The sequence below is a fragment of the Pseudomonas lactis genome (assembly GCF_001439845.1).
GTDB classification, from domain to species: domain Bacteria; phylum Pseudomonadota; class Gammaproteobacteria; order Pseudomonadales; family Pseudomonadaceae; genus Aquipseudomonas; species Aquipseudomonas lactis.
Map to the genome: position 1 here is coordinate 515,659 of NZ_JYLO01000001.1, position 21,665 is coordinate 537,323.

Genomic DNA, 21,665 nt, shown 5'->3' on the forward strand with positions numbered 1-21,665 from the left:
TTGCGCTGGCTTCAAGCCTGGTGCGGGACGCGGAGCGTCCGGGGCTGCATTCCCACGCGGAGCGTGGGAACGATCATTCAGCTGGGTCTTTCGGGGTTTCGGTCTCGTCAGTTGCCGCTTCACCTTCGGCATCCGGGTTCAGCGCACCGGCTTCTTCGTCTGCAGCGGCTTTCTTGCGTTGCAGCTTTTCCTCTTTCTTCTGTTCCTTGGCCAAGTCTCTCTGACGTTTGGCGAAGGAGTAATTAGGTTTGGCCATGGGCGATCCTCTAGGGTCGAAGGTGAGGGTGGGCGGCGCGCAGCTGCCTCGGGTCGTCATGGTAGCAGCTTCAGGGTGCCCTTTGCTTTCACTTACCGCAGGCGTAGGCAGCCAGAAGCCCGTTGAACAGGTGATGAAGGTGCATAGCATGAACTCCCGTGAGTGATGGGCCGATCATAATCAGGGTGAGGCAGTTTGGCTGGTTGATTGTGTTGATGAAGCTGATAGCCTAAAGTTGTATACAATCTTTTGATTCAGATCATAAGAACTCAAGCCTGATTGAGGCACCTTTACCGCAATCCGCGTTTTTAAAACCCTGCCTTGGAGATTCACATGTTTGCCAAACTCGTTGCTGTTTCCCTGCTGACTCTGGCGAGCGGCCAGTTGCTTGCTGCAGAGTGCAAGGTCACTGTCGACTCCACTGACCAGATGTCTTTCAACACCAAAGAAATCACCATCGACAAGAGCTGCAAGCAGTTCACCGTCGAGCTGACGCACTCGGGTAACCTGCCCAAGAACGTGATGGGCCATAACTGGGTGCTGACCACCGAAGCCAATATGCAACCGGTGGCAACCGACGGCATGGCCGCGGGGATCGACAAGGATTACCTGAAAGCCGGTGATGAGCGCATCATCGCCCACACCAAGATCATCGGTGCTGGCGAGAAAGACTCGGTGACCTTCGACGTCTCCAAGCTGAAAGCTGATGAGAAGTACAGCTTCTTCTGCTCGTTCCCAGGCCACATCTCGATGATGAAAGGTGCTGTGGTTCTGAAGTAAGACCGCGTTATCGTTCATCGCAGGCAAGCCAGCTCCCACATTCGACCGCATTCCCATGTTGGAATCCGGTCAAGTGTGGGAGCTGGCTTGCCTGCGATGGCGATGTGACAATCAATGCAAAACGATCAGGTTCACCTCAAGGTGCAAACGGCATCACCCGCTTGTGCTCAGTCTTGCGATAGGTATCGCAGATAATCTTGAACGCCTCTTCACGCACCGGCTCACCCTGCAGGAACGCATCGATCTCGGCATAGGTCACCCCATGTGACGCTTCGTCCGGCTTGCCCGGCGACAGGTCTTCCAGGTCAGCGGTCGGCACCTTCTCCACCAGCGATTCCGGCGCGCCAAAGTGACGGGCGATGGCCCGCACCTGATGCTTCACCAGCCCGCTCAACGGCGCCAGGTCACAGGCCCCGTCACCGAACTTGGTGAAAAAGCCCATCACCGCTTCTGCCGCATGGTCGGTGCCGATCACCAGGCCGCCCGCCGCGCCGGCGATGGTGTACTGGGCCACCATGCGCATGCGCGCCTTGGTATTGCCCAGCACGAAGTCACGGGACGCCGCGGCCTTGCCTTCAAAGGCGGCCACTTCATTGGCCAGGGCTTTTACTGCCGGGCCGATGTTCACGGTGTGGCGTTCGTCCGGCTCGATAAAGTCCACGCAAGCCTGGGCGTCGTGTTCGTCGAACTGGGTTTCGTAGGGCAGGCGCACGGCGATAAAACGGTACGCCTCATCACCGGTGCTGGCGCGCAGTTCCTGCATCGCACGTTGGGCCAAGAGGCCTGCGGTCAGGGAATCGACACCGCCACTGATGCCGAGCACCAGGGTCTTGAGCCCGGAATTGCGCAGGCAGTCCTGGATAAAGGCCACGCGCCGGGCAACTTCGGCTTCGAGTGCGGCCTGGTCTTTGAACGGGGCTTGCACCTTGAGCTGTTGCGCAATCTCACGCTGTACGGCTTGCATGATTCACTCCTTGCTGGATAGGGCAGGTACTTTGAAAACGTGACGCAAATAGGCGACAAAATTCGGGTCGGTGCAATGGGTCTTGCCCGCTTCATCGGAGATCTTCGCGACGGGCTGGCCATTGCAGGCGGTCATTTTAAGCACGATGCTCATCGGTTCCACCCCTGGAATATCACAGGTCAGGTTGGTGCCGATGCCAAAGCTCACATTAATGCGACCACGCAATGCGCGGAATATTTCCAACGCCTTGGGCAATGTCAGACTGTCGGAGAACACCAGGGTCTTGCTCATCGGTTCGATGCCCAGCTTGTGGTAGTGAGCGATGGCTTTTTCCGCCCACTGGATTGGATCGCCGGAGTCATGGCGCAGGCCGTCGAACAGCTTGGCGAAGTACAAGTCGAAGTCGCCCAGGAACGCGTCGGTGGTGATGCAATCGGTGAGGGCGATACCCAGCAGGCCCCGGTACTCGCGCACCCAGCAATCAAGCGCGGCGATCTGACTGTCGATCAGGCGCGGGCCGAGTTGCTGGTGGGCCATGATCCATTCATGGGCCATGGTGCCCAGCGGCTTCATATCGAATTCGCGCGCCAAGTGCACGTTGCTGGTGCCGACAAAGCGCCCAGGGAAATCGTGCTTGAGCACGCTGACCACTTCCTCTTGCACCCGGTAGGAAAAGCGCCGGCGCGTGCCGAAATCCGCCACTTGCAGCTCCGACAGCTCGTCGCTGCTGGCATTGGCGGTCAGCCAGTCGAACTTGCGATACAGCTGCTCGCGGGCCTGTTCAAGGATCACGGTCTGGTAGCGGTAGCGGTTACGCACCTCGCTGACGATGGCCAGCATCGGCACTTCAAACAGGATCACATGCAGCCACGGTCCGCGCAGGCGGATAAACAACTCGCCGTTCTCGATACCGGTTTGCACATACCGCAGGTTGAAGCGAAACAGCCCGAGAAAGCGCAGAAAATCCGGCTTCATAAAGCTGATGCGTTCCAGGAACCCCAGTTGATCGGGGCTCAGGCTCAGCTCGGCGAGGCGCTCGATCTGGTAACGGATCTCCGCCAGGTAAGGACGCAGGTCTTCACTGTTACGGCAACGAAACTCCCATTCAACTTCCACGTTCGGGTAGTTGTGCAGCACCGCCTGCATCATGGTCAGCTTGTAGAAGTCGGTGTCGAGCAGGTTCTGCACGATGCGATCGGCAAACACACTCTCGCTCATAACGGGAATCTCCAGACGGGTCGGCGATGGAGGCCGGCCTTTACGCGCAATTGAGGAAGGGGGTTAGTGGCGCATAGACCTGTGGGGGATTGCCAGTGATTTTTTCAGTAAGGCCACTGGCGCCATCGCAGGCAAGCCAGCTCCCACCTTTGAAATGCGTTCCAAACGGTGGGAGCTGGCTTGCCTGCGATGGCGATTCTCCAGGCGCTAAAGCACCTGCTCCATCATCCACTTCACAAATTCGCGCACCTTGGGCACCTCCGCCGAATGCTCAGGATACGCCAGGTAATAAGCATCCTGGCTGGGCATCCCATGCTGCCAGGGAATCACCAGCTTGCCCTCGGCCAATTCCTCCTCCACCAGAAAGCGCGGCAACAGCGCCACGCCGCACCCCACCTGCGCCGCACGGATGCACATGTAGAACGTGTCGAACCGCGGCCCGTGGTAACTGTGCTCGGTATGAAAGCCCTGGCTGGCGAACCAGTCATGCCAGCCCTGAGGCCGCGAGGCGTTTTGCAGCAGCACCAGCTCGCTCAGTTGCGTGGGGTCGGTGAAGGGCTCGGCGGGGAGGCTGTCGGGCGAACACACCGGTACCAGCTCTTCACTGAACAGCTTCAGGCTCTCGGTGCCGGGACGTGCGCCCTGGCCGAAATAGAACGCCATGTCGGCCTTGCCTTGCAGCAATTCGTCCGGGGCCTGTTCATTGCACAGGTCCAAGTGGATCTGCGGGTGGCGCAAACGCCATCCCTTGAGGCGCGGCACCAGCCAGCGTGCGCCGAAGGTGTAGGGCGTGGACACACGCAGCACTTCGGTTTCGCCGCCGTAGGAGCGCAGGTAGTGGGTGGACATTTCCACCTGGGTGAGGATCTTGCGCACTTCCACCAGGTACAGGTCGCCCGCCGGGGTCATCTGCAAGCGCCGGCGCACGCGGCGAAACAGCAGGTGTTGCAACAGTTCTTCCAACTGAGCCACCTGTTTGCTCACCGCGCTTTGGGTGAGGTTCAGTTCCTCGGCGGCGCGGGTGAAGCTCAGGTGGCGGGTGGCCGCTTCGAAACACTGCAGGGCGGTGATCGAGGGCAAATGTCTTTTGTTCAGCACGGCATGCCTCTTTTTATTCTTTGCATGAATAAAGGGAATGATATCTCGCCTAATCGTCGTTTGTTGGCAAGTCTTGGGCCAGCTACAAATAGGGCCAGGATCGCCGTGCGTATTGCGGCGCGAATTTTTGTATGCAGATTTGAAGGAGTGACCCATGGTTGCCGCATTGCTTGATCGTCTCGGGGTAAACCCGGCGCTGTACCAGGCCGGGAAACAACCCGTGCATTCACCGATTGATGGCAGCCGTATCGGCAGTGTCCATTGGGAAGGCGCCGCCGAGGTGGAGCAACAGGTCAGTCGCGCCGAGCATGCATTCGAGGCCTGGCGCAAGGTGCCGGCACCGCGACGTGGCGAGCTGGTGCGCCAGTTCGGCGACGTATTGCGCGAATACAAGGCCGACCTGGGTGAACTCGTTTCCTGGGAGGCCGGCAAAATCACCCAGGAAGGCTTGGGTGAAGTGCAGGAAATGATCGACATCTGCGACTTCGCCGTGGGCCTGTCGCGTCAGCTGTACGGCTTGACCATCGCCTCCGAGCGCCCAGGCCACCATATGCGCGAAACCTGGCACCCGCTGGGCGTGGTCGGCGTGATCAGCGCCTTCAACTTCCCGGTGGCCGTGTGGGCGTGGAACACTGCGCTGGCCTTGGTGTGCGGCAACGCGGTGATCTGGAAACCGTCGGAAAAGACCCCGCTCACCGCACTGGCCTGCCAGGCCTTGTTCGAGCGCGTACTGAAAAAATTCGACGGTGCCCCTGAGTATCTCAGCCAAGTGATCATTGGCGGCCGCGACGCCGGCGCTGCGCTGGTGGATGACCCGCGCGTCGCCCTGATCAGCGCCACCGGCAGCACGCGCATGGGCCGTGAAGTGGCACCCAAAGTCGCCGCGCGTTTCGCCCGCAGCATTCTTGAGCTGGGCGGCAACAACGCGATGATCCTCGGCCCAAGCGCCGACCTGGACATGGCCGTACGCGCCATCCTGTTCAGCGCAGTGGGCACCGCCGGCCAACGCTGCACCACCCTGCGCCGGCTGATCGCCCATGAGTCGGTCAAGGAAGAAATCGTCACCCGCCTCAAGGCCGCCTATTCCAAGGTGCGCATCGGCCACCCGCTGGAAGGCAACCTGATCGGCCCGCTGATCGACAAGCACAGCTTCGACAACATGCAGGACGCCCTTGAGCAAGCCTTGAGCGAAGGCGGCAAGGTGTTCGGCGGCAAGCGCCAACTGCAAGACACATTCCCCAACGCCTATTACGTATCGCCGGCCATCGTGGAAATGCCCGAGCAAAGCGACGTGGTGTGCAGCGAAACCTTCGCGCCGATTCTTTACGTGGTCGGCTACACCGACTTCGCCGAAGCCCTGCGCCTGAACAACGCCGTGCCGCAAGGCTTGTCGTCCTGCATCTTCACCACCGACGTGCGTGAGGCCGAGCAGTTCATGTCGGCGGTGGGCAGCGACTGTGGCATCGCCAACGTCAACATCGGCCCGAGCGGCGCGGAGATCGGTGGCGCGTTCGGGGGTGAAAAAGAGACCGGCGGCGGGCGTGAATCGGGCTCGGATGCGTGGCGCGGGTATATGCGCAGGCAGACCAATACTGTGAACTACTCGCTGGAACTGCCGTTGGCCCAAGGCATCACGTTCGACTGACCAGACTGATCGTTCCCACGCTCTGCGTGGGAACGCATTCTGTGACGCTCCGCGTCACGACAATGCGGACGCGGAGCGTCCAAGGCTACATTCCCACGCAGAGCGTGGGAACGAGCGGTGGTGAATTCATCCCGGAGTCTGGCAATGGCACTGCGCGAAACATGTTTATGGGAACACCTCACCCCAGGCCGCCCGAACCGAGCCGCGCTCAAGGGCGCGGTCAAGGTGGATGTGTGCGTGATCGGCGCCGGCATCACCGGTTTGTCGGCGGCCATTCATTTGCTGGAACAGGGTAAAAGCGTCGCCGTACTGGAGGCCCATCGCACCGGCCACGGCGGTTCGGGGCGCAACGTCGGGCTGGTCAATGCCGGCCTGTGGATTCCACCGGACGAGATCGAGGCCGGTTTCGGTACGGCGGTGGGCAGCCAGCTCAACCGCATGTTGGGTGCGGCGCCGTCCCTGGTGTTCAGCCTGATCGACAAGTACAACATCGACTGCCAATTGCGCCGTGAAGGCACCTTGCACATGGCGCACAACGCCCGTGGCGAGGCGGACTTGCGCAGCCGTGAGCAGCAGTGGAAACGCCGTGGCGCGCCGGTTGAGTTACTCACCGGCCAGGCCTGCGAGCACGCCACCGGTACCCGCAAAATCGCCGCCGCATTGCTGGATCGGCGCGCCGGCACCTTGAACCCCATGGCCTATACCACGGGGTTGGCGAATGCCGCCGTGGGGCTGGGCGGGCAATTGTTCGATCATTCGCCGGTCACCCAGCTTGAGCGCCAAGGCGCCGATTGGTCGGTACAGACTGCCGAGGGCGCGGTGCAGGCCGCGCAGGTGGTGATCGCCTCCAATGCTTACACCGAGGGCGAATGGACCGAGCTGCGGCGTAACTTCTTCCCCGGCTATTACTACCAGGTGGCCTCGGCGCCGCTGACCGATGACGCGGCCAAGCAAATCCTCCCCGGCGGCCAAGGCTCATGGGACACCCGCCAGGTCCTGAGCAGTATTCGCCGCGATGCCGATGGCCGCCTGTTGCTCGGCAGCCTGGGCAATGGCAACCAGAAACCGGCATGGTTTCTCAAAGCGTGGGCCGATCGGGTGCAGCAACACTACTTCCCGTACCTCAAACCGGTGCAATGGGAATACACCTGGACCGGCTGCATCGCGTTCACCCCTGACCACTTGATGCGCCTGTTCGAACCGGCCCCTGGCCTGGTGGCGGTTACCGGTTATAACGGGCGCGGGGTGACCACCGGCAGCGTGGTGGGCAAGGCGTTTGCCGACTACCTGTGTCACCAGGATCCCCAAGCCTTGCCGATCCCCTTTGCCCGCATGCAGCCCCTGGCCGCCGTGGGCCTGCGCAGTTGCCTGTATGAAGCCGGTTTCTCGCTCTATCACGCCGGACAATGCCTGAGGATCGTGATCTGATCAGCGAAATACCCCTCAGAAGCCTGCATTTTCTTAGCAGGCTACCCATCTGTATTGGTGCAAGTCGTAGCAATCACGCACTGTAAATGTGCAGTTCCGTTACGCACGTTGTTACAGCTGTAGGAACTGTCGTTTATGCCTGTGGTTGCAGGTGCGACCTGCCAGGGTTGTACTTTTTTGCAGTGTTGGTTGCACCTGTAGACGCTAGACGGTTGCACGTCCTGGCAAAAGGCGTCGAAACGCCTGTAATAACAATGACACCGTGTCTTTTTGAAGAATAAAAACGTAATGGCACGCGGCTTGCTCTGAGCTTTCGGTGAAAAGTTTGAATGCAAGTTGTCGTGCCAAAAATCAAAAATATCGGAGCACCACTCATGTCCCAGACGTTTTACAAGAAAGGTTTTCTGGCCCTCGCCGTTGCTGCGGCGCTGGGTGTTTCTACGTTTGTTCAAGCTGATGTGAAAATTGGTGTGGCGGGCCCGATGACGGGTGCCAACGCCGCTTTCGGTGAGCAGTACATGAAGGGTGCCCAGGCGGCAGCCGACGTTATCAACAAGGCCGGCGGCATCAACGGCGAGCAGATCAAGCTGGTGGCGGGCGATGACGCCTGTGAACCCAAGCAGGCCGTGGCCGTGGCCAACCGCCTGGCCGACCAGGACAAAGTGATCGGTGTGGTCGGGCACTTCTGCTCATCCAACACCATCCCGGCGTCGGAGGTTTACGACGAAGCAGGCATCATCGCCATCACCCCAGGCTCCACCAACCCACAAGTGACCGAACGCGGCCTGGGCGCCATGTTCCGTATGTGCGGGCGTGACGACCAACAAGGCATCGTCGCCGGCGACTACATCGTCGACGTGCTCAAAGGCAAGAAAGTCGCGGTGATCAATGACAAGGACACCTACGGCAAAGGCCTGGCCGACGCCACCGCAGCCCAACTGACCAAGCGCGGCGTCAAGCCGGTGCTGGAAGAGGGCCTGACCCGTGGCGAGAAAGACTTCAGCGCCCTGGTCACCAAAATCCGTTCCCTGGGCGCCGACGTCGTGTACTTCGGCGGCCTGCATCCGGAAGCCGGCCCATTGGTACGCCAGATCCGTGAAGCGGGCCTCAAAGACGTCAAGTTCATGTCCGATGACGGCGTGGTCACCGACGAACTGGTGTCCACCGCAGGTGGTGCGCAGTACGTCGATGGCGTGTACATGACCTTCGGCGCCGACCCGCGCCTGCTGCCAGACAGCAAGACCGTGGTGGAAGAGTTCCGCAAGAACGGCACCGAGCCTGAAGGCTACACTCTGTACGCCTACGCCTCGATCCAGGCCCTGGCCGCCGGTTTCAACGGTGCCAAGTCCAACAAGGGCGAGGATGCTGCCAAGTGGTTGAAGGCTAACCCGGTTAAAACCGTCATGGGCGAAAAAGCCTGGGATGCCAAGGGCGATCTGAAAGTCTCTGACTACGTGGTTTACCAGTGGGACAAAGACGGCAAATACCATCAGTTGGAAAAGCAGAAGTAATAACGCGGCGGCTTGAACACCTCGATCTCTGTGGGAGCCGGGCTTGCCCGCGATGACGGCCTCAATACCAACACCTGTGTTGAATGTGAAACCGCTATCGCAGGCAAGCCAGCTCCCACAGAGGGCCAGGTTGCCTGCTCTATTGCAACAAACCTGTCTTTTCCTCCAGAAGCGCCGCACACCCCCAGGTGTGCAGGTGCTCACCGCGTGAGATTGCGTTATGGATGGTATTTTCCTGCAGCAACTGGTCAACGGCCTGACCCTAGGGTCGGTCTATGGCCTGATCGCCATCGGCTACACAATGGTCTATGGCATCATTGGCATGATCAACTTCGCCCACGGCGAGGTTTATATGATTTCCGCTTACCTCGCGGCGATCAGTCTGGCACTGCTGGCTTACTTCGGCATCGAATCCTTCCCGCTGCTCATTCTCGGTACCTTGATCTTCACCGTGGTCGTCACTGGCGTGTACGGTTGGGTGATTGAGCGTGTCGCCTACAAACCGTTGCGTAACTCCACCCGACTGGCTCCGCTGATCAGCGCCATCGGTATCTCGCTGATCCTGCAGAACTACGCGCAGATCGCCCAGGGCGCCAAGCAACAAGGCATTCCCACCCTGCTGGCCGGCGCCTGGCGCGTCGATATCGGCACCGGGTTTGTGCAACTGACCTACACCAAAGTGTTCATCCTGGTCGCCGCTTTTGCCGGCATGGCCTTGCTCACCTACATCATCAAATACACCAAGCTGGGCCGCATGTGCCGCGCTACCCAGCAAGACCGCAAGATGGCCTCGATCCTGGGCATCAACACCGACCGCGTGATCTCCTACGTGTTTGTCATCGGTGCCGCCATGGCCGCCCTGGCCGGCGTGCTCATCACCCTCAACTACGGCACTTTCGACTTCTATGCCGGCTTCATCATCGGCATCAAGGCGTTTACCGCAGCGGTACTCGGCGGCATCGGTTCCCTGCCTGGGGCGATGCTCGGCGGGATCATCCTCGGTATCTCCGAGTCGCTGTTCTCGGGGTTGATCAACTCTGACTACAAAGACGTGTTCAGTTTCTCCCTGCTGGTGGTGATTCTGATTTTCCGTCCCCAGGGCCTGCTTGGTCGCCCACTTGTGGCGAAGGTGTAAACATGTCTGCTGCCAAATCCATTGATATCAAGAAAAGCGTGGTCGATACGGTGCTCGCGGGGCTGATTTCGCTGATCGTGTTCGGCCCGATTGTCGGCGTGGTGCTCGACGGCTACAGCTTCAACCTGGAACCTGCGCGGGTTGCCGTGCTGGTCGCCATCGTCATGGCCGGGCGCTTTGCCTTGAGCCTGTTCCTGCAAACCCCCAAGGGCGTGAAGATCCTTCAAGGGTTCGAAAGCAGCGGCTCCGGCGTGCACGTGCTGCCACCGGACTACAAGTCGCGGCTGCGCTGGATCATCCCGGCGTTGATCGTGATCGCCATCGTGTTCCCGATCTTTGCCAACAAATACCTGCTCACCGTGGTGATCCTGGGGCTTATCTACGTGTTGCTCGGCCTGGGCCTGAACATCGTGGTGGGCCTGGCGGGCCTACTCGACCTGGGTTACGTGGCGTTCTATGCCATCGGTGCCTACGGCCTGGCGCTGGGTTATCAATACCTGGGCCTGGGCTTCTGGACCGTGCTGCCACTGGCGGCCATCGCGGCGGCGCTGGCGGGGTGCATACTCGGCTTCCCGGTGCTGCGAATGCACGGTGACTACCTGGCCATCGTGACCCTGGGTTTTGGCGAAATTATTCGCCTGGTGCTCAACAACTGGCTGTCGTTCACCGGTGGCCCGAACGGTATGCCCGTGCCGTCACCGACCTTCCTGGGCCTGGAGTTCGGCAAGCGTGCGAAGGATGGCGGCATTCCGTTTCACGAGTTTTTCGGCATCGATTACAACCCCAACATCAAGTTCATGTTCATCTACATCGTGCTGTTTCTGGTGGTGCTGGCCGTGCTGTACATCAAGCATCGCCTCACGCGTATGCCGGTCGGTCGCGCTTGGGAAGCCTTGCGTGAAGATGAAATCGCCTGTCGTTCCATGGGCCTGAACCATGTGCTGGTCAAACTCTCAGCCTTCACCATCGGCGCGTCCACCGCCGGTTTGGCCGGGGTGTTTTTTGCCAGCTACCAGGGCTTCGTCAACCCGTCGTCGTTTACCTTCTTCGAGTCGGCGTTGATCCTCGCCATCGTGGTGTTGGGCGGCATGGGCTCGACGGTCGGCGTGGTGATCGCCGCGTTTGTGCTGACCGTGGCGCCTGAATTACTGCGCAGCTTCTCTGAATACCGTGTGCTGCTGTTTGGCGTGTTGATGGTGGTGATGATGATCTGGAGGCCGCGTGGCTTGATTCGCATCAGCCGTACCGGTGTGACGCCACGCAAGGGGGTAGCGCCATGAGCAAAGAAGTCGTCCTCTCCGTGGAGCACCTGATGATGCACTTTGGGGGCATCAAGGCCCTCAGTGATGTGAGCCTGCAGGTCAAACGCAACTCGATCTTCGCCCTGATCGGCCCCAACGGCGCCGGCAAGACCACGGTGTTCAACTGCCTCACTGGCTTCTACAAAGCCAGCGGCGGCAAGATCGAGCTCAACGTGCGGGGCAAGCAAACCAACGTCATACAGTTGCTGGGGGAGCGCTTTGAGGCCACTGACTTTGTCTCGCCGAAAAGCTTCCTCAGTCGCGTGTACTACAAGATGTTCGGCGGCACCCACCTGGTGAACCGCGCCGGCCTTGCGCGCACCTTCCAGAACATTCGCCTGTTCAAGGAAATGTCGGTGCTGGAAAACCTGCTGGTGGCCCAACACATGTGGGTCAACCGCAACATGCTTGCCGGCATCCTCAATACCAAAGGCTACCGCAAGGCCGAAAGCGATGCGCTGGATTGCGCGTTCTACTGGCTGGAAGTGGTCGACCTGGTGGACTGCGCCAACCGCCTGGCCGGCGAGCTCTCCTACGGCCAGCAGCGCCGCCTGGAGATCGCCCGCGCCATGTGCACGCGGCCGCAGATCATCTGCCTGGACGAACCGGCAGCGGGCCTCAACCCTCAGGAAACCGAAGCCCTCAGCGCGATGATTCGCCTGCTGCGCGACGAACACGACCTGACGGTGGTGCTGATCGAACACGACATGGGCATGGTGATGAGTATTTCCGACCACATTGTGGTGCTGGACCACGGCAACGTGATCGCCGAAGGCGGCCCGGATGCGATCCGCAACGACCCCAAAGTGATCGCCGCCTACCTGGGCGCGGATGAAGAGGAACTGGTATGAGTGCACCTATCCTCGAAATGAAGGACCTGGACGTGTTCTACGGCCCGATCCAGGCTCTGAAAAAAGTCTCGCTGCACATCAACGAAGGCGAAACCGTCAGCCTGATCGGCTCCAATGGCGCGGGTAAATCAACGTTGCTGATGTCGATCTTCGGTCAGCCTCGGGCCGAGTCTGGGCAGATCCTCTACAACGGCGTCGACATTACTCACAAGTCGTCCCACTACATCGCCTCCAACGGCATTGCGCAGTCGCCGGAAGGGCGGCGGGTTTTCCCCGACATGACCGTCGAGGAAAACCTGCTGATGGGCACCATCCCTATTGGCGACAAGTTCGCCAGTGAAGACATGCAGCGCATGTTCGAGCTGTTCCCCAGGCTCAAGGAGCGGCGCAACCAGCGGGCGATGACCATGTCCGGTGGTGAGCAGCAAATGCTCGCCATCGCCCGTGCGCTGATGAGCCGGCCCAAGCTGTTGTTGCTCGATGAGCCAAGCCTGGGGTTGGCACCGATTGTGGTGAAGCAGATCTTCTCCACCCTGCGCGAGCTGGCGTCCACCGGTATGACCATCTTCCTGGTGGAACAGAACGCCAACCATGCGCTGCGCCTGTCGGACCGCGCGTATGTGATGGTCAATGGTGAGATTCGCCTGACCGGCACAGGCAAGGAGTTGCTGGTAAACGAGGATGTGCGTAACGCCTACCTGGGCGGTCACTAACCTAAGATCCAGGCGCATCAACCCTGTGGGAACCGGGCCTTATGTGGGAGCCGGGCTTGCCCGCGATAGCATCACCTCGGTTTAGCTGACATACCGAGGTGGCCGCATCGCAGGCAAGCCAGCTCCCACCCAAAGCCGGTTCCCACATTTGTTTTTGCGATGTCCACAAGCGCTCAACCAAATTGTGGAAAACAAATCCAGCCCACCTCAAAAGCGCGACATATAGCCGCCGCAAATCCCTGTTTTGTCACAGTTTTGACTTGTCCCCATCCACTGTGGAACCGGCTGTGGGTAACGTGGGAGTAGCTGGCTGGAAGCCTTTAACGACGTGGCTTGCAGCGTGCTGGTTGTTTTTTGATCAGCGTGTTTTTCACCAGCGCACCAGGGGTTTGTCAACCTGTTTAAAGACACAGGTATATGAACTAAATAAGTCATTGCAGCCTGTGGATAAGTCTGTGACTAAACTCTGGAAAGACGCGCGCAGGGGCCGGAATGACTGGCCTGGAGCCATCGTTGTGTTTTTCTGCATTTGTCGGCAGCTACATAGGTGCTCGCTCAGGTCAAGCAAAAAACTTTCTAAAACCGCCTGCAACCCTTGTGCACAGCGGCTTTGAGCCTTTTGCACTTGCCCCCAAAGACTGTGGGCGCAGTTGTGGATAACCTGCGCGCATATGGCTACAAGCCACGGTTTATAAGGATTTGATCGAATTGATCAAAAAATGATCAGCCAAGCAGGCGTGTGTATGCACAGCGGTTGCCGCAAAGGCGGCGTACGGGCATTCTGCTGGCTGTTTTTTTCCCGATGCCCGTAAGGAGAACACCATGTCCGACACGCTGTTTATCACTGGCGCCACTTCAGGTTTCGGCGAAGCCTGTGCCCGTCGTTTTGCCGAGGCCGGCTGGAAACTGGTGCTCACCGGTCGTCGTGCCGAGCGCTTGAATGCCTTGGTCGAAGAGCTTTCCAAGCAGACCGAAGTGCATGGCCTGGTGGTGGATGTGCGCGACCGCAAAGGCATGGAGGAGGCCATCGCCAACTTGCCGCCGTCGTTCGCCACGCTGCGTGGCCTGATCAACAACGCAGGTCTCGCCGTGGGCACTGACCCTGCACCCAAGTGCGACCTCGACGACTGGGAAACCATGGTCGATACCAACATCAAGGGCCTGCTGACCACCACCAACCTGCTGTTGCCGCGGCTGATTGCCCATGGCCGAGGCGCCGGGATTATCAACCTGGGCTCCATCGCTGGTAACTACCCGTACCCGGGCAGCCATGTGTATGGCGGTTCCAAGGCGTTCGTGAAGCAGTTCTCGCTGAACCTGCGCTGCGACCTGCAAGGCACGGGCGTACGGGTGACCAACATCGAGCCGGGCCTGTGTGAGAGCGAGTTCTCCCTGGTGCGCTTTGGCGGTGACCAGGCGCGTTATGACGCCACCTATGCCGGGGCCGAGCCGATCCAGCCGCAGGATATTGCCGATACGATTTTCTGGGTGATGAACACCCCGGCGCACGTGAACATCAACCGCCTGGAGCTGATGCCGGTGAGCCAGACCTGGGCTGGTTTTGCGATTGAGCGTGGGGCCAAGGGCTAAGCCGATCGTTTGATCGTTCCCACGCTCCGCGTGGGAATGCCGCTGGGGGCGCTCTGCGCCCCGCTTTCTGCTGGTGACGCAGAGCGTCACGCGATGCATTCCCACGCGGAGCGTGGGAACGATCAGTGGCGTCAAATCGGCCAAAATGCGGCATAAGGTACACTGCCCGCCTGAAAACCCCACCGCACCCAGCGGTTTAAAGGTTTTGACAGGAGGCAATGTGAGTAACCGAGGTGAGCAGGCACTGCTCAAACAATCGACCATCCTGATGTTCGCAGTCGCGATCGCCGGGATTGTCACGGGTGTAATATCCGGCGCCCAATCCATTCTGTTCGACGGCTTTTTCTCGCTGATCGCCACCGCCATCAAGGTGTTGATGCTGATCACGGCCAAGCTGATTGCCAAGAAAAGCAACGAGCGCTTCCAGTTCGGCTATTGGCACCTGGAGCCGATGGTGCTGTTGATAGAAGGCAGTTTCCTGCTGTTGATCGCCATCTACGCGTTCCTCAATGGCGTGTTCGGCATTATCAATGGCGGGCGCGAAATCGAGTTGGGGCTGGTGATCATTTATGCGGCGGTGTTTACCGTCGTGGAGTTCGCGTACTTCTTCTATGTGCGCTACCGCAATCGCACACTCAAGTCGTCATTGATCCAGTTCGACAACATCAGCTGGCTGGTGGACGCGATGCTGTCGGTGGGTTTGCTGATCAGCTTCCTGGCCGCGCTGTTGCTAAAGTCCCAGGGCTATGGCGAGTGGGCGGTCTACGTCGACCCGTTGATCCTGATCCTGCTGGCCCTGAGCATGCTGGCGCCGGCATTCAAGATTTTGCGCCCAGCGTTGCGCGAAGTATTGGGCATCGCGCCGGATCATTTGGACGACAAGGTCCGCGAAGTGATGGACGCGGCGCAGGCCAAGCATGGTTTCGGCGACTACGTGTCCTATGTGCAGAAGCACGGGCGCGCGCGGTTTATCGAGATTCATGTGGTGCTGCCGGCGGATTACCCGGTGGATAACGTCGCCACCCTTGATGGGCTGCGTGAAGAGATATCCACAGGGCTGGGGGCGGCGGATGCGGCGCGGTGGTTGACGATCAGTTTTACAGGCGACCGCAAGTGGATTGCCTAAAGTCTGTTAGACCGAGGTGAGGCTATCGCAGGCAAGCCAGCTCCCACAGTTGATAGTGTTCGCACATTAAAATGTGGGAGCTGGCTTGCCTGCGATGGGGCCTTGCAGGTCAGCCCAGATGCTGGACCAAGCCCTGATAGCAAGTCGCCAAATGATAAGGCGTAGTCGAAGGCATATCCCGCCGGCTCACCTTACCCTCGGCATCCAGGCATTCATGCCAACCCTTTGCATGCAAAAAGCGCTGTTGCAACGCCTGCAACTGACGCAACAGCACCGCTTCGCTGCCTGGCCGCAAGGTCAGTGCCCGCAGGTACTCGGCCTGCGCCCAGATCCGTTGGGTACCGTCGCGCACCGTGCCATCCAGCGCGAGCATGCCGCTGACCGCGCCGCTTAACTTATCCACACCCTTGTGCTCGGCATAGGCAAATGCCCGTGTCAGCGAGCCATGCAGCGCGGTGCCGCGCAGCACAGCTGAAGATTCGAGCAAAAAGAACCATTCGAACTGGTGCCCCGGCTCAAACCAGTTATCCACAGCGCCCAAAGGTTTTTCCATCATCACGCCGTGCTCGCGGTCGATGAAGCGTTGCTGCATGGCCGTCGCCAGTGCCAGCAGGGCCGCTTGTACCTGGGCGTCCTCACGTACCGCGAGGGTGGCCAGGAAACCTTCGGCCAGGTGCATCAACGGGTTTTGCAAGGGGCCTGCGTTGAGTGAGGCCCAGTTGCGCTCCAGTACTGCCTCGTACAACCCGTCGCCGGTGGCAAAGCGTTGAGCGACGACTTCCAGGGCGGCGTTGAGCACCGACTCTACCAGCGGCTCACGCACCTTGGCCCAGTAATGGGCGCAGGCAAAAATAATGAAGGCGTGGGTGTAGAGGTCTTTGCGCTCGTCCAGCGGTTGGCCGGCAGGGTCGATGCTGTAGAACCAGCCACCGTGTTCGGCATCATGGAAGTGCCGTTGCAGGGAGCGAAACAGCGCCGCTGCACGTTCTTCGGCGAACGCCGCGCCGGGCTCGCCGATCAGGCTGGCGAACAGGTACAACTGCCGGGCGCAGGCCATGGCGCGATAGCGCTGGGGGGGAAGTGGCTGGTGATCGGCATCCAGGGCCTCAAAGGGCAATGCCAGGTCGGCATTCCAGCCCGGGCCTTGCCAGAGCGGCACGATCAGGTCATGGAAGTGCGTGAGCACAGGCGTCAGGGAAGAGGGGGAAGCGATGGGCATTGGCTGGCGTCGTCACGGCAGGGGTGTAGGCGCGCATGGTAGCAGGCTGATCGTTCCCACGCTCTGCGTGGGAATGCATTTTATGACGCTCTGCGTCATGCTTTGGGACGCAGAGCGTCCTAGGCTGCATTCCCACGCGGAGCGTGGGAACGATCTTTTCCTCAGCCCGCCAGCAACCAAACCCCAGTCGCCGCCGAAGCCGCCCCGGCCACTCGCACCAGTGGCGCTGCAGCCGCCGGCAAAAAGCGCACCACCGCATAACCCGCAGCGTGCAACACGGCGGTCGCCCCTACAAACCCAGCCGCATACGCCCAAGGGCTGGTCATATCCGGCAGTTCCAGGCCATGGGCCACGCCGTGAAACAGTGCAAACAAGGCCGTGGCGCCTACCGCCACGAACAGCGGTGGCCGCACCGCCAATGCTACCGCCAGGCCCAAAGCCAGCACCGATGCAGCAATCCCGCTTTCCAGCGCGGGCAGTTGCAGCCCTTCAAAACCCAGCACGCCGCCGATCAGCATGGTGCCGACAAAGGTGCACGGCAGCGCCCAGCGCGCGGCGCCTTTTTGCTGGGCCGCCCAGAGGCCCACTGCAACCATGGCCAGTAAGTGATCGAGGCCGCCCAGGGGGTGGCTGATACCGGCTACCAGGCCATTGTCGCCATGGCCTGGATGGGCGAAGGCCAGGGCCGGGGCGAGCAGCAGCGCTGCGGCGGCGAAAAGTCTGTTGAGTCTCATGGACAGGTTCCTTATGGGTTGATCAGGCGGCGGTCAGCAGGCCCTGGCGTTCGATGAAGGCGACGATGTCGTCCAGGCCGACCCCGGTTTTCTGGTTGCTGAACACAAAGGGTTTGCCGTTGCGCATGCGCTGGGTGTCGCTGTTCATTAGCTCCAGCGAGGCACCCACCAGCGGGGCCAGGTCGATCTTGTTGATCACCAGCAGGTCGGATTTGCAAATACCGGGCCCGCCTTTGCGCGGCAGCTTGTCGCCCGCAGATACATCGATCACATAGATGGTCAGGTCCGACAGTTCCGGGCTGAAGGTGGCGGACAGGTTGTCGCCGCCGGACTCCACCAGAATCAGGTCCAGGCCGGGAAAACGGCGGTTGAGTTGGTCCACGGCCTCCAAGTTGATCGAGGCATCTTCGCGAATCGCCGTGTGCGGGCAGCCACCGGTTTCCACGCCGATGATGCGCTCCGGCGCCAGGGCCTGGTTGCGCACCAGGAAGTCGGCGTCTTCGCGGGTGTAGATGTCGTTGGTGACCACCGCCAGGTTATAGCGATCGCGCAGCGCCAGGCACAGGGCCAGGGTCAGGGCGGTCTTGCCCGAGCCTACCGGGCCGCCGATACCGACGCGCAGGGGTTGTGTGTTCATGGGCTTCTCCACAATCAGGAACGGAACAGGCGGCTGTACTGGCGCTCATGGGCCATGCACGCCAGGGACAGGCCAAAAGCGGCGCTGCCCAAATGGTTAGGGTTAATGCGTTCGGCATCCTGCTGGGCTTGTTGCAGCAGCGGCAGCAGTTCGCTGGTCAGGCGCTGGGCGGCTTGCTGGCCCAGTGGCAGGGTTTTCATCAGCACCGCCAATTGGTTTTCCAGCCAGCTCCATAGCCAGGCGGCAAGGGCATCGCCAGGGCTGATGTGCCAGGCGCGCGCGGCCAAGGCCCAGCCAAGGGCCAGGTGCGGTTCGTCGCGTTGAGCGAGAAAGTCACGGGCGCTGTCGTCCAGTTCCGGCAAGCCGTTGAGCAGTTGTTGCAAGGAGTAGCCCATCTGGCGGCTCTCCTGATACAGCTCGCGGGTCTCACGGCTGGCGCGGTGCTCGTCGCACAACTGCGCCAGTTGGGCCCAGTCCTGCTCAGCGGCGGCGCGGCAATGGGCGAGCAACAGCGGCGCTTCGAAACGCGCCAGGTTGAGCAGCAACTGGTCACTGATCCAGCGTCGGGCGCTCGCGGCATCCTGTACGCGGCCGTTGTCCACCGCCATTTCCAGGCCCTGGGAATAGCTGTAGCCGCCAATCGGCAATTGCGGACTGGCCAGGCGTAGCAGCGCCCAGGCTGGGTTCATAGACGCACGCCGAACTGATGCAGCTTGGGCGCGTAGTTGAAGTCTTCATCGCCATGGCGTGAGTGATGATGGCCACCGCCATAGGCGCCGTGCTCGGGTTGAAACGGCGCTTCTATGGTCTGCGCATCGGCGCCTAACTGTTCAAGCATGGCCTTGAGCACGTAGTCATCGAGCAGGCGCAGCCAGCCGTCACCGACTTGCAGGGCCACATGGCGGTTGCCCAGGTGATAAGCGGCGCGGGTCAGCTCAAAGGCATTGCGGCAGGTGACGTGCAGCAGTTGTTCAGGTCGGGCACACACCCGTACGACGCGTCCGTCTTCTGCCTGTAGGAATTCGCCATCGTGCAAGGGCGGCTGGCCCCGCTCCAAAAACAGGCCGACGTCTTCACCGTCGGCACTGAAACAGCGCAGACGGCTTTTGCTGCGGGCTTCGAAGTTGAGCAGCAACTCGGCGGCCCAGAGGGCTTGGGGGGCGATTCGGCGGTGTATCACCAGCATCAGAGAGCTTCCAGCTGTGAGCGATGAAAGACCTAGAGCAAGGGGCTTGCCAATCATGGAATTGAGTAGGAATTCCCTGTAGTCAGGCAGGCATGCTGCTCAATAGGGCGTCGGATAATTCGGTGCGTGTATCAATTTGGTGCGTGTCGATGTTTATAGCACCGGCGAAGGGCGTTTTGCGTTGATGGTGGCGCTCAGCTTGATGAAATTTCTTTCATCTTTTTCTCAGTAGGCGGTTTTTAGGATTTGTCCTACGAATCATGAGGATTTGGAGTTCATGAGATTACTTGAGGGTTCTTTAGGCTATGCGCCCTGTTTAATGCCACCGCGACGTTTATCATGCTTCGATCAATTTTCTGTATATGCCTGGTCAGCCTTACCTTCTTTATTTCATCGGCATCGGCCAACTTTCAGCCCCGCGCCACCTTCGGTTCGTCGCTGCAAAGCCTCAAGCCGGCCTCCATCGACGACGTGATCGACCGCGCCCATGAGTTGCTGGGCACGCCCTACAAGTGGGGCGGCACTTCTGCAGAGCAGGGCTTTGATTGCAGCAGCTTCCTGGTGTACCTGTTCAAGACCCAGGCCAATATCCAGATACCGCGCACCACCACGGCCATGCACCGCTCATCGGCGGCGACCATCAAGCGCAATGCGTTGAAGCCTGGGGATGCGGTGTTTTTCAAAGGCAACGGGCGCGGCCAGGTCAGCCATGTCGGCCTTTATATCGGCCAAGGCAAATTCATCCATTCGCCGCGCACCGGCAAAACCATTCGTATCGATTCATTGAGCAATAGCTACTGGAACAAGCACTACACCACTGCCAAACGATTCCACACGGCGGGTTGATTGCTTTATTCGGTGCTGCCCAGCCCTTGCCAATGCTTGAGGCCGATAAAGATAAAGCGCAGTTGTTGGGTGATCTTCGCCTGGGGCGTGAGGTGGGCCGGCAAGGCGTGGGCCGGTGGGTCGATGATATCGGGCAGGGTGGCGAACACGCTCTTGACGATCAGGTCGGCCATCACATGCAAACCTTCCGCATCCAGGTGCTGCAACTTGGGCATCAACGTCAGGTCGGCGGCCAAATCGCGGGTGATGTCTTCGCGCAGGGCGGCAATGGCTTGGCGCACGGCCAGACAGCCGCCGTACTGTTCGCGGGCCAGAAACAAAAATTGCGAACGGTTGGCCGAGACCACATCGAGAAAGATGCGCACCGAGGCATCGATGATGCCGCCCATCACGAATTCGTTGTGGCGCACCAGGCGGATCGTGGCGCGAAAGGTCTGGCCGACCTCGCTGACCAATACCAGCCCAAGTTGGTCCATGTCGGCGAAATGGCGATAGAAACCGGTGGGTACGATACCCGCGGTCTTGGCCACTTCGCGCAGGCTCAGGCTGCCAAACCCACGGCCACACTCCATCAGATGGCGGGCTGCGTCCATCAGGGCGAGGCGGGTCTGTTGCTTTTGTTCGGCGCGGGGCAGCATGAGCGGATGAGCTTTGTCGGCAAGTACAGCGACGCACTCTAGCAAAAGCGCTTTGCCGGCGTCGAACTTGGCAGGGGCGGGGCGTGACGCGGTCTATATAAAAGCAAAAGCCCGATCGGCAGATCGGGCTTTTTTCTGGGCCACCACAGGCTTAGCTCTGTGCTTGATGCAGTTCTTGCAGACGGTCGGCACCGCCTTCAGCAACGCCTTCGGTGTAGGCGCGTTTGTTGGCTTGTTCGGCACCGCCTTCGACCAAACCTTTCTCTTGCAGACGGTTGTAGCCATTTTCAGCTACGGCGCCTTTGGCGTAGTCACGGTTTTCGTCTTCTTGCGAACCGCTGCGAGCCACGGTTTGGCTGGTTTGCACGGCTTGAGCTTTGTTCTGTGGGGTGGCCTGTTCGGCGGCTGGCAGGGCAAAAGCGCTGGAAGCCAGGACAGATAACAGAACGGTAGCGAGTAATTGGCGTTTCATGATGGTTGCTCCTAGGGAGGGCGATAAAGTGGGTACAGGGCTAATGTTACCCTTGATAAGTCGATATAAAAGTTCATAAACACAATGGTAATAATCAACAGAATTGATTGTTCTCGCCGGAGGCTCTAGATCGAGCCTCTCAAGCCCGCGGGTTTGCACCGATGTGGGTATTTTCGACACGAACCTGGGTAACAATGGTGCGTCGCCGATGGGGAAAATGGTCTGGTTGATCAAGAAAATCGCTTTTTTCGGCTAAATCCGCCGTTGCGTTAAACCCCCCGGCACTTTGCCAGTCGTAGTCCTATAAGCTGTTTAAA

At 60.0% G+C, this 21,665-nt stretch carries 22 protein-coding genes; 11 read left to right on the top strand and 11 right to left on the bottom strand.

Annotated features, from left to right (window positions below; genetic code table 11):
* Positions 1-73: 73 nt before the first annotated feature.
* The gene (locus TX24_RS02145) at positions 74-256 is read right to left on the bottom strand and encodes a hypothetical protein (protein WP_005784271.1); all 183 of its coding nucleotides are present in this window, start codon (positions 254-256) and stop codon (positions 74-76) included.
* A gap of 333 nt (positions 257-589) precedes the next feature.
* On the opposite strand from TX24_RS02145, the gene azu reads away from it, so the two are divergent.
* Positions 590-1,036, top strand: a complete 447-nt coding sequence (gene azu / locus TX24_RS02150) for an azurin (RefSeq protein ID WP_003188091.1) — start codon at positions 590-592, stop codon at positions 1,034-1,036.
* Positions 1,037-1,172: 136 nt separating this feature from the next.
* Here azu and nadE read toward each other — a convergent pair whose 3' ends face one another.
* From nadE to TX24_RS02165, 3 genes are all read right to left on the bottom strand, one after another.
* The gene (gene nadE, locus TX24_RS02155; RefSeq protein WP_034134766.1) at positions 1,173-2,000 is read right to left on the bottom strand and encodes an ammonia-dependent NAD(+) synthetase; all 828 of its coding nucleotides are present in this window, start codon (positions 1,998-2,000) and stop codon (positions 1,173-1,175) included.
* Positions 2,001-2,003: 3 nt separating this feature from the next.
* Complete coding sequence (gene pncB / locus TX24_RS02160; protein WP_003188094.1) at positions 2,004-3,218, bottom strand: nicotinate phosphoribosyltransferase; 1,215 nt, start codon at positions 3,216-3,218, stop codon at positions 2,004-2,006.
* 207 nt (positions 3,219-3,425) lie between these two features.
* On the bottom strand, positions 3,426-4,316 hold the full coding sequence (locus TX24_RS02165; RefSeq protein WP_003188095.1) for a LysR family transcriptional regulator: 891 nt from the start codon (positions 4,314-4,316) through the stop codon (positions 3,426-3,428).
* 154 nt (positions 4,317-4,470) lie between these two features.
* Here TX24_RS02165 and amaB point away from each other — a divergent pair, with 154 nt between their 5' ends.
* From amaB to TX24_RS02210, 9 genes are all read left to right on the top strand, one after another.
* Positions 4,471-5,961 carry an L-piperidine-6-carboxylate dehydrogenase gene (gene amaB, locus TX24_RS02170; protein ID WP_003188096.1) on the top strand — a complete coding sequence of 497 codons (1,491 nt, stop codon included), beginning with the start codon at positions 4,471-4,473 and terminating at the stop codon, positions 5,959-5,961.
* A 144-nt stretch (positions 5,962-6,105) separates the two neighbouring features.
* Positions 6,106-7,389: an L-pipecolate oxidase gene (gene amaA, locus TX24_RS02175; protein ID WP_057709616.1), complete on the top strand. Its 1,284-nt coding sequence runs from the start codon at positions 6,106-6,108 to the stop codon at positions 7,387-7,389.
* Positions 7,390-7,763: 374 nt separating this feature from the next.
* On the top strand, positions 7,764-8,900 hold the full coding sequence (locus TX24_RS02180; protein WP_003188098.1) for a branched-chain amino acid ABC transporter substrate-binding protein: 1,137 nt from the start codon (positions 7,764-7,766) through the stop codon (positions 8,898-8,900).
* A 220-nt stretch (positions 8,901-9,120) separates the two neighbouring features.
* Entirely contained in the window at positions 9,121-10,035 is a 915-nt protein-coding gene (locus TX24_RS02185; protein ID WP_003188099.1) for an ABC transporter permease subunit, read from the top strand.
* A gap of 2 nt (positions 10,036-10,037) precedes the next feature.
* Positions 10,038-11,315: a high-affinity branched-chain amino acid ABC transporter permease LivM gene (gene livM / locus TX24_RS02190; RefSeq protein ID WP_003188100.1), complete on the top strand. Its 1,278-nt coding sequence runs from the start codon at positions 10,038-10,040 to the stop codon at positions 11,313-11,315.
* The gene (locus tag TX24_RS02195; protein ID WP_003188102.1) at positions 11,312-12,187 is read left to right on the top strand and encodes an ABC transporter ATP-binding protein; all 876 of its coding nucleotides are present in this window, start codon (positions 11,312-11,314) and stop codon (positions 12,185-12,187) included. The genes livM and TX24_RS02195 overlap by 4 nt, the downstream gene beginning before the upstream one ends.
* A complete protein-coding gene (locus tag TX24_RS02200) occupies positions 12,184-12,900 on the top strand; it encodes an ABC transporter ATP-binding protein (protein WP_003188103.1) in 717 nt (238 codons plus the stop codon). The genes TX24_RS02195 and TX24_RS02200 overlap by 4 nt, the downstream gene beginning before the upstream one ends.
* 822 nt (positions 12,901-13,722) lie before the next feature.
* Entirely contained in the window at positions 13,723-14,490 is a 768-nt protein-coding gene (locus TX24_RS02205) for an SDR family oxidoreductase (RefSeq protein ID WP_003188104.1), read from the top strand.
* Positions 14,491-14,710: 220 nt separating this feature from the next.
* Positions 14,711-15,616: a cation diffusion facilitator family transporter gene (locus TX24_RS02210; protein ID WP_057709617.1), complete on the top strand. Its 906-nt coding sequence runs from the start codon at positions 14,711-14,713 to the stop codon at positions 15,614-15,616.
* Positions 15,617-15,725: 109 nt separating this feature from the next.
* Here TX24_RS02210 and TX24_RS02215 read toward each other — a convergent pair whose 3' ends face one another.
* The 5 genes from TX24_RS02215 to ureE form a co-directional block, all read right to left on the bottom strand.
* On the bottom strand, positions 15,726-16,835 hold the full coding sequence (locus tag TX24_RS02215; protein WP_003188106.1) for an AGE family epimerase/isomerase: 1,110 nt from the start codon (positions 16,833-16,835) through the stop codon (positions 15,726-15,728).
* 161 nt (positions 16,836-16,996) lie between these two features.
* Positions 16,997-17,569 carry a HupE/UreJ family protein gene (locus TX24_RS02220; RefSeq protein WP_003188108.1) on the bottom strand — a complete coding sequence of 191 codons (573 nt, stop codon included), beginning with the start codon at positions 17,567-17,569 and terminating at the stop codon, positions 16,997-16,999.
* 22 nt (positions 17,570-17,591) lie between these two features.
* Positions 17,592-18,206: an urease accessory protein UreG gene (ureG, locus tag TX24_RS02225; protein WP_003188109.1), complete on the bottom strand. Its 615-nt coding sequence runs from the start codon at positions 18,204-18,206 to the stop codon at positions 17,592-17,594.
* A 14-nt stretch (positions 18,207-18,220) separates the two neighbouring features.
* The gene (locus tag TX24_RS02230) at positions 18,221-18,895 is read right to left on the bottom strand and encodes an urease accessory protein UreF (protein ID WP_003188110.1); all 675 of its coding nucleotides are present in this window, start codon (positions 18,893-18,895) and stop codon (positions 18,221-18,223) included.
* On the bottom strand, positions 18,892-19,392 hold the full coding sequence (gene ureE / locus TX24_RS02235) for an urease accessory protein UreE (protein ID WP_003188112.1): 501 nt from the start codon (positions 19,390-19,392) through the stop codon (positions 18,892-18,894). Before ureE ends, TX24_RS02230 begins: the two co-directional genes overlap by 4 nt.
* 339 nt (positions 19,393-19,731) lie before the next feature.
* Here ureE and TX24_RS02240 point away from each other — a divergent pair, with 339 nt between their 5' ends.
* Positions 19,732-20,238, top strand: coding sequence for a C40 family peptidase (locus TX24_RS02240; protein ID WP_003188113.1), 507 nt, complete (start codon positions 19,732-19,734; stop codon positions 20,236-20,238).
* Between the two features lie 5 nt (positions 20,239-20,243).
* On the opposite strand, the gene TX24_RS02245 is transcribed toward TX24_RS02240, so the two are convergent.
* Both TX24_RS02245 and TX24_RS02250 read right to left on the bottom strand, forming a co-directional pair.
* On the bottom strand, positions 20,244-20,876 hold the full coding sequence (locus TX24_RS02245; protein ID WP_003188114.1) for a TetR family transcriptional regulator: 633 nt from the start codon (positions 20,874-20,876) through the stop codon (positions 20,244-20,246).
* Between the two features lie 151 nt (positions 20,877-21,027).
* Entirely contained in the window at positions 21,028-21,348 is a 321-nt protein-coding gene (locus TX24_RS02250; RefSeq protein ID WP_003188116.1) for a hypothetical protein, read from the bottom strand.
* Positions 21,349-21,665: the final 317 nt, after the last annotated feature.

Coding starts and splice junctions, on each gene's coding strand:
- TX24_RS02145 (WP_005784271.1), bottom strand. CDS start 256: ATGGCCAAACCTAATTACTCCTTCGCCAAACGTCAGAGAGACTTGGCC.
- azu (WP_003188091.1), top strand. CDS start 590: ATGTTTGCCAAACTCGTTGCTGTTTCCCTGCTGACTCTGGCGAGCGGC.
- nadE (WP_034134766.1), bottom strand. CDS start 2,000: ATGCAAGCCGTACAGCGTGAGATTGCGCAACAGCTCAAGGTGCAAGCC.
- pncB (WP_003188094.1), bottom strand. CDS start 3,218: ATGAGCGAGAGTGTGTTTGCCGATCGCATCGTGCAGAACCTGCTCGAC.
- amaB (WP_003188096.1), top strand. CDS start 4,471: ATGGTTGCCGCATTGCTTGATCGTCTCGGGGTAAACCCGGCGCTGTAC.
- amaA (WP_057709616.1), top strand. CDS start 6,106: ATGGCACTGCGCGAAACATGTTTATGGGAACACCTCACCCCAGGCCGC.
- TX24_RS02180 (WP_003188098.1), top strand. CDS start 7,764: ATGTCCCAGACGTTTTACAAGAAAGGTTTTCTGGCCCTCGCCGTTGCT.
- TX24_RS02185 (WP_003188099.1), top strand. CDS start 9,121: ATGGATGGTATTTTCCTGCAGCAACTGGTCAACGGCCTGACCCTAGGG.
- livM (WP_003188100.1), top strand. CDS start 10,038: ATGTCTGCTGCCAAATCCATTGATATCAAGAAAAGCGTGGTCGATACG.
- TX24_RS02195 (WP_003188102.1), top strand. CDS start 11,312: ATGAGCAAAGAAGTCGTCCTCTCCGTGGAGCACCTGATGATGCACTTT.
- TX24_RS02200 (WP_003188103.1), top strand. CDS start 12,184: ATGAGTGCACCTATCCTCGAAATGAAGGACCTGGACGTGTTCTACGGC.
- TX24_RS02205 (WP_003188104.1), top strand. CDS start 13,723: ATGTCCGACACGCTGTTTATCACTGGCGCCACTTCAGGTTTCGGCGAA.
- TX24_RS02215 (WP_003188106.1), bottom strand. CDS start 16,835: ATGCCCATCGCTTCCCCCTCTTCCCTGACGCCTGTGCTCACGCACTTC.
- TX24_RS02220 (WP_003188108.1), bottom strand. CDS start 17,569: ATGAGACTCAACAGACTTTTCGCCGCCGCAGCGCTGCTGCTCGCCCCG.
- ureG (WP_003188109.1), bottom strand. CDS start 18,206: ATGAACACACAACCCCTGCGCGTCGGTATCGGCGGCCCGGTAGGCTCG.
- TX24_RS02230 (WP_003188110.1), bottom strand. CDS start 18,895: ATGAACCCAGCCTGGGCGCTGCTACGCCTGGCCAGTCCGCAATTGCCG.
- ureE (WP_003188112.1), bottom strand. CDS start 19,392: ATGCTGGTGATACACCGCCGAATCGCCCCCCAAGCCCTCTGGGCCGCC.
- TX24_RS02240 (WP_003188113.1), top strand. CDS start 19,732: ATGCTTCGATCAATTTTCTGTATATGCCTGGTCAGCCTTACCTTCTTT.
- TX24_RS02245 (WP_003188114.1), bottom strand. CDS start 20,876: ATGCTGCCCCGCGCCGAACAAAAGCAACAGACCCGCCTCGCCCTGATG.
- TX24_RS02250 (WP_003188116.1), bottom strand. CDS start 21,348: ATGAAACGCCAATTACTCGCTACCGTTCTGTTATCTGTCCTGGCTTCC.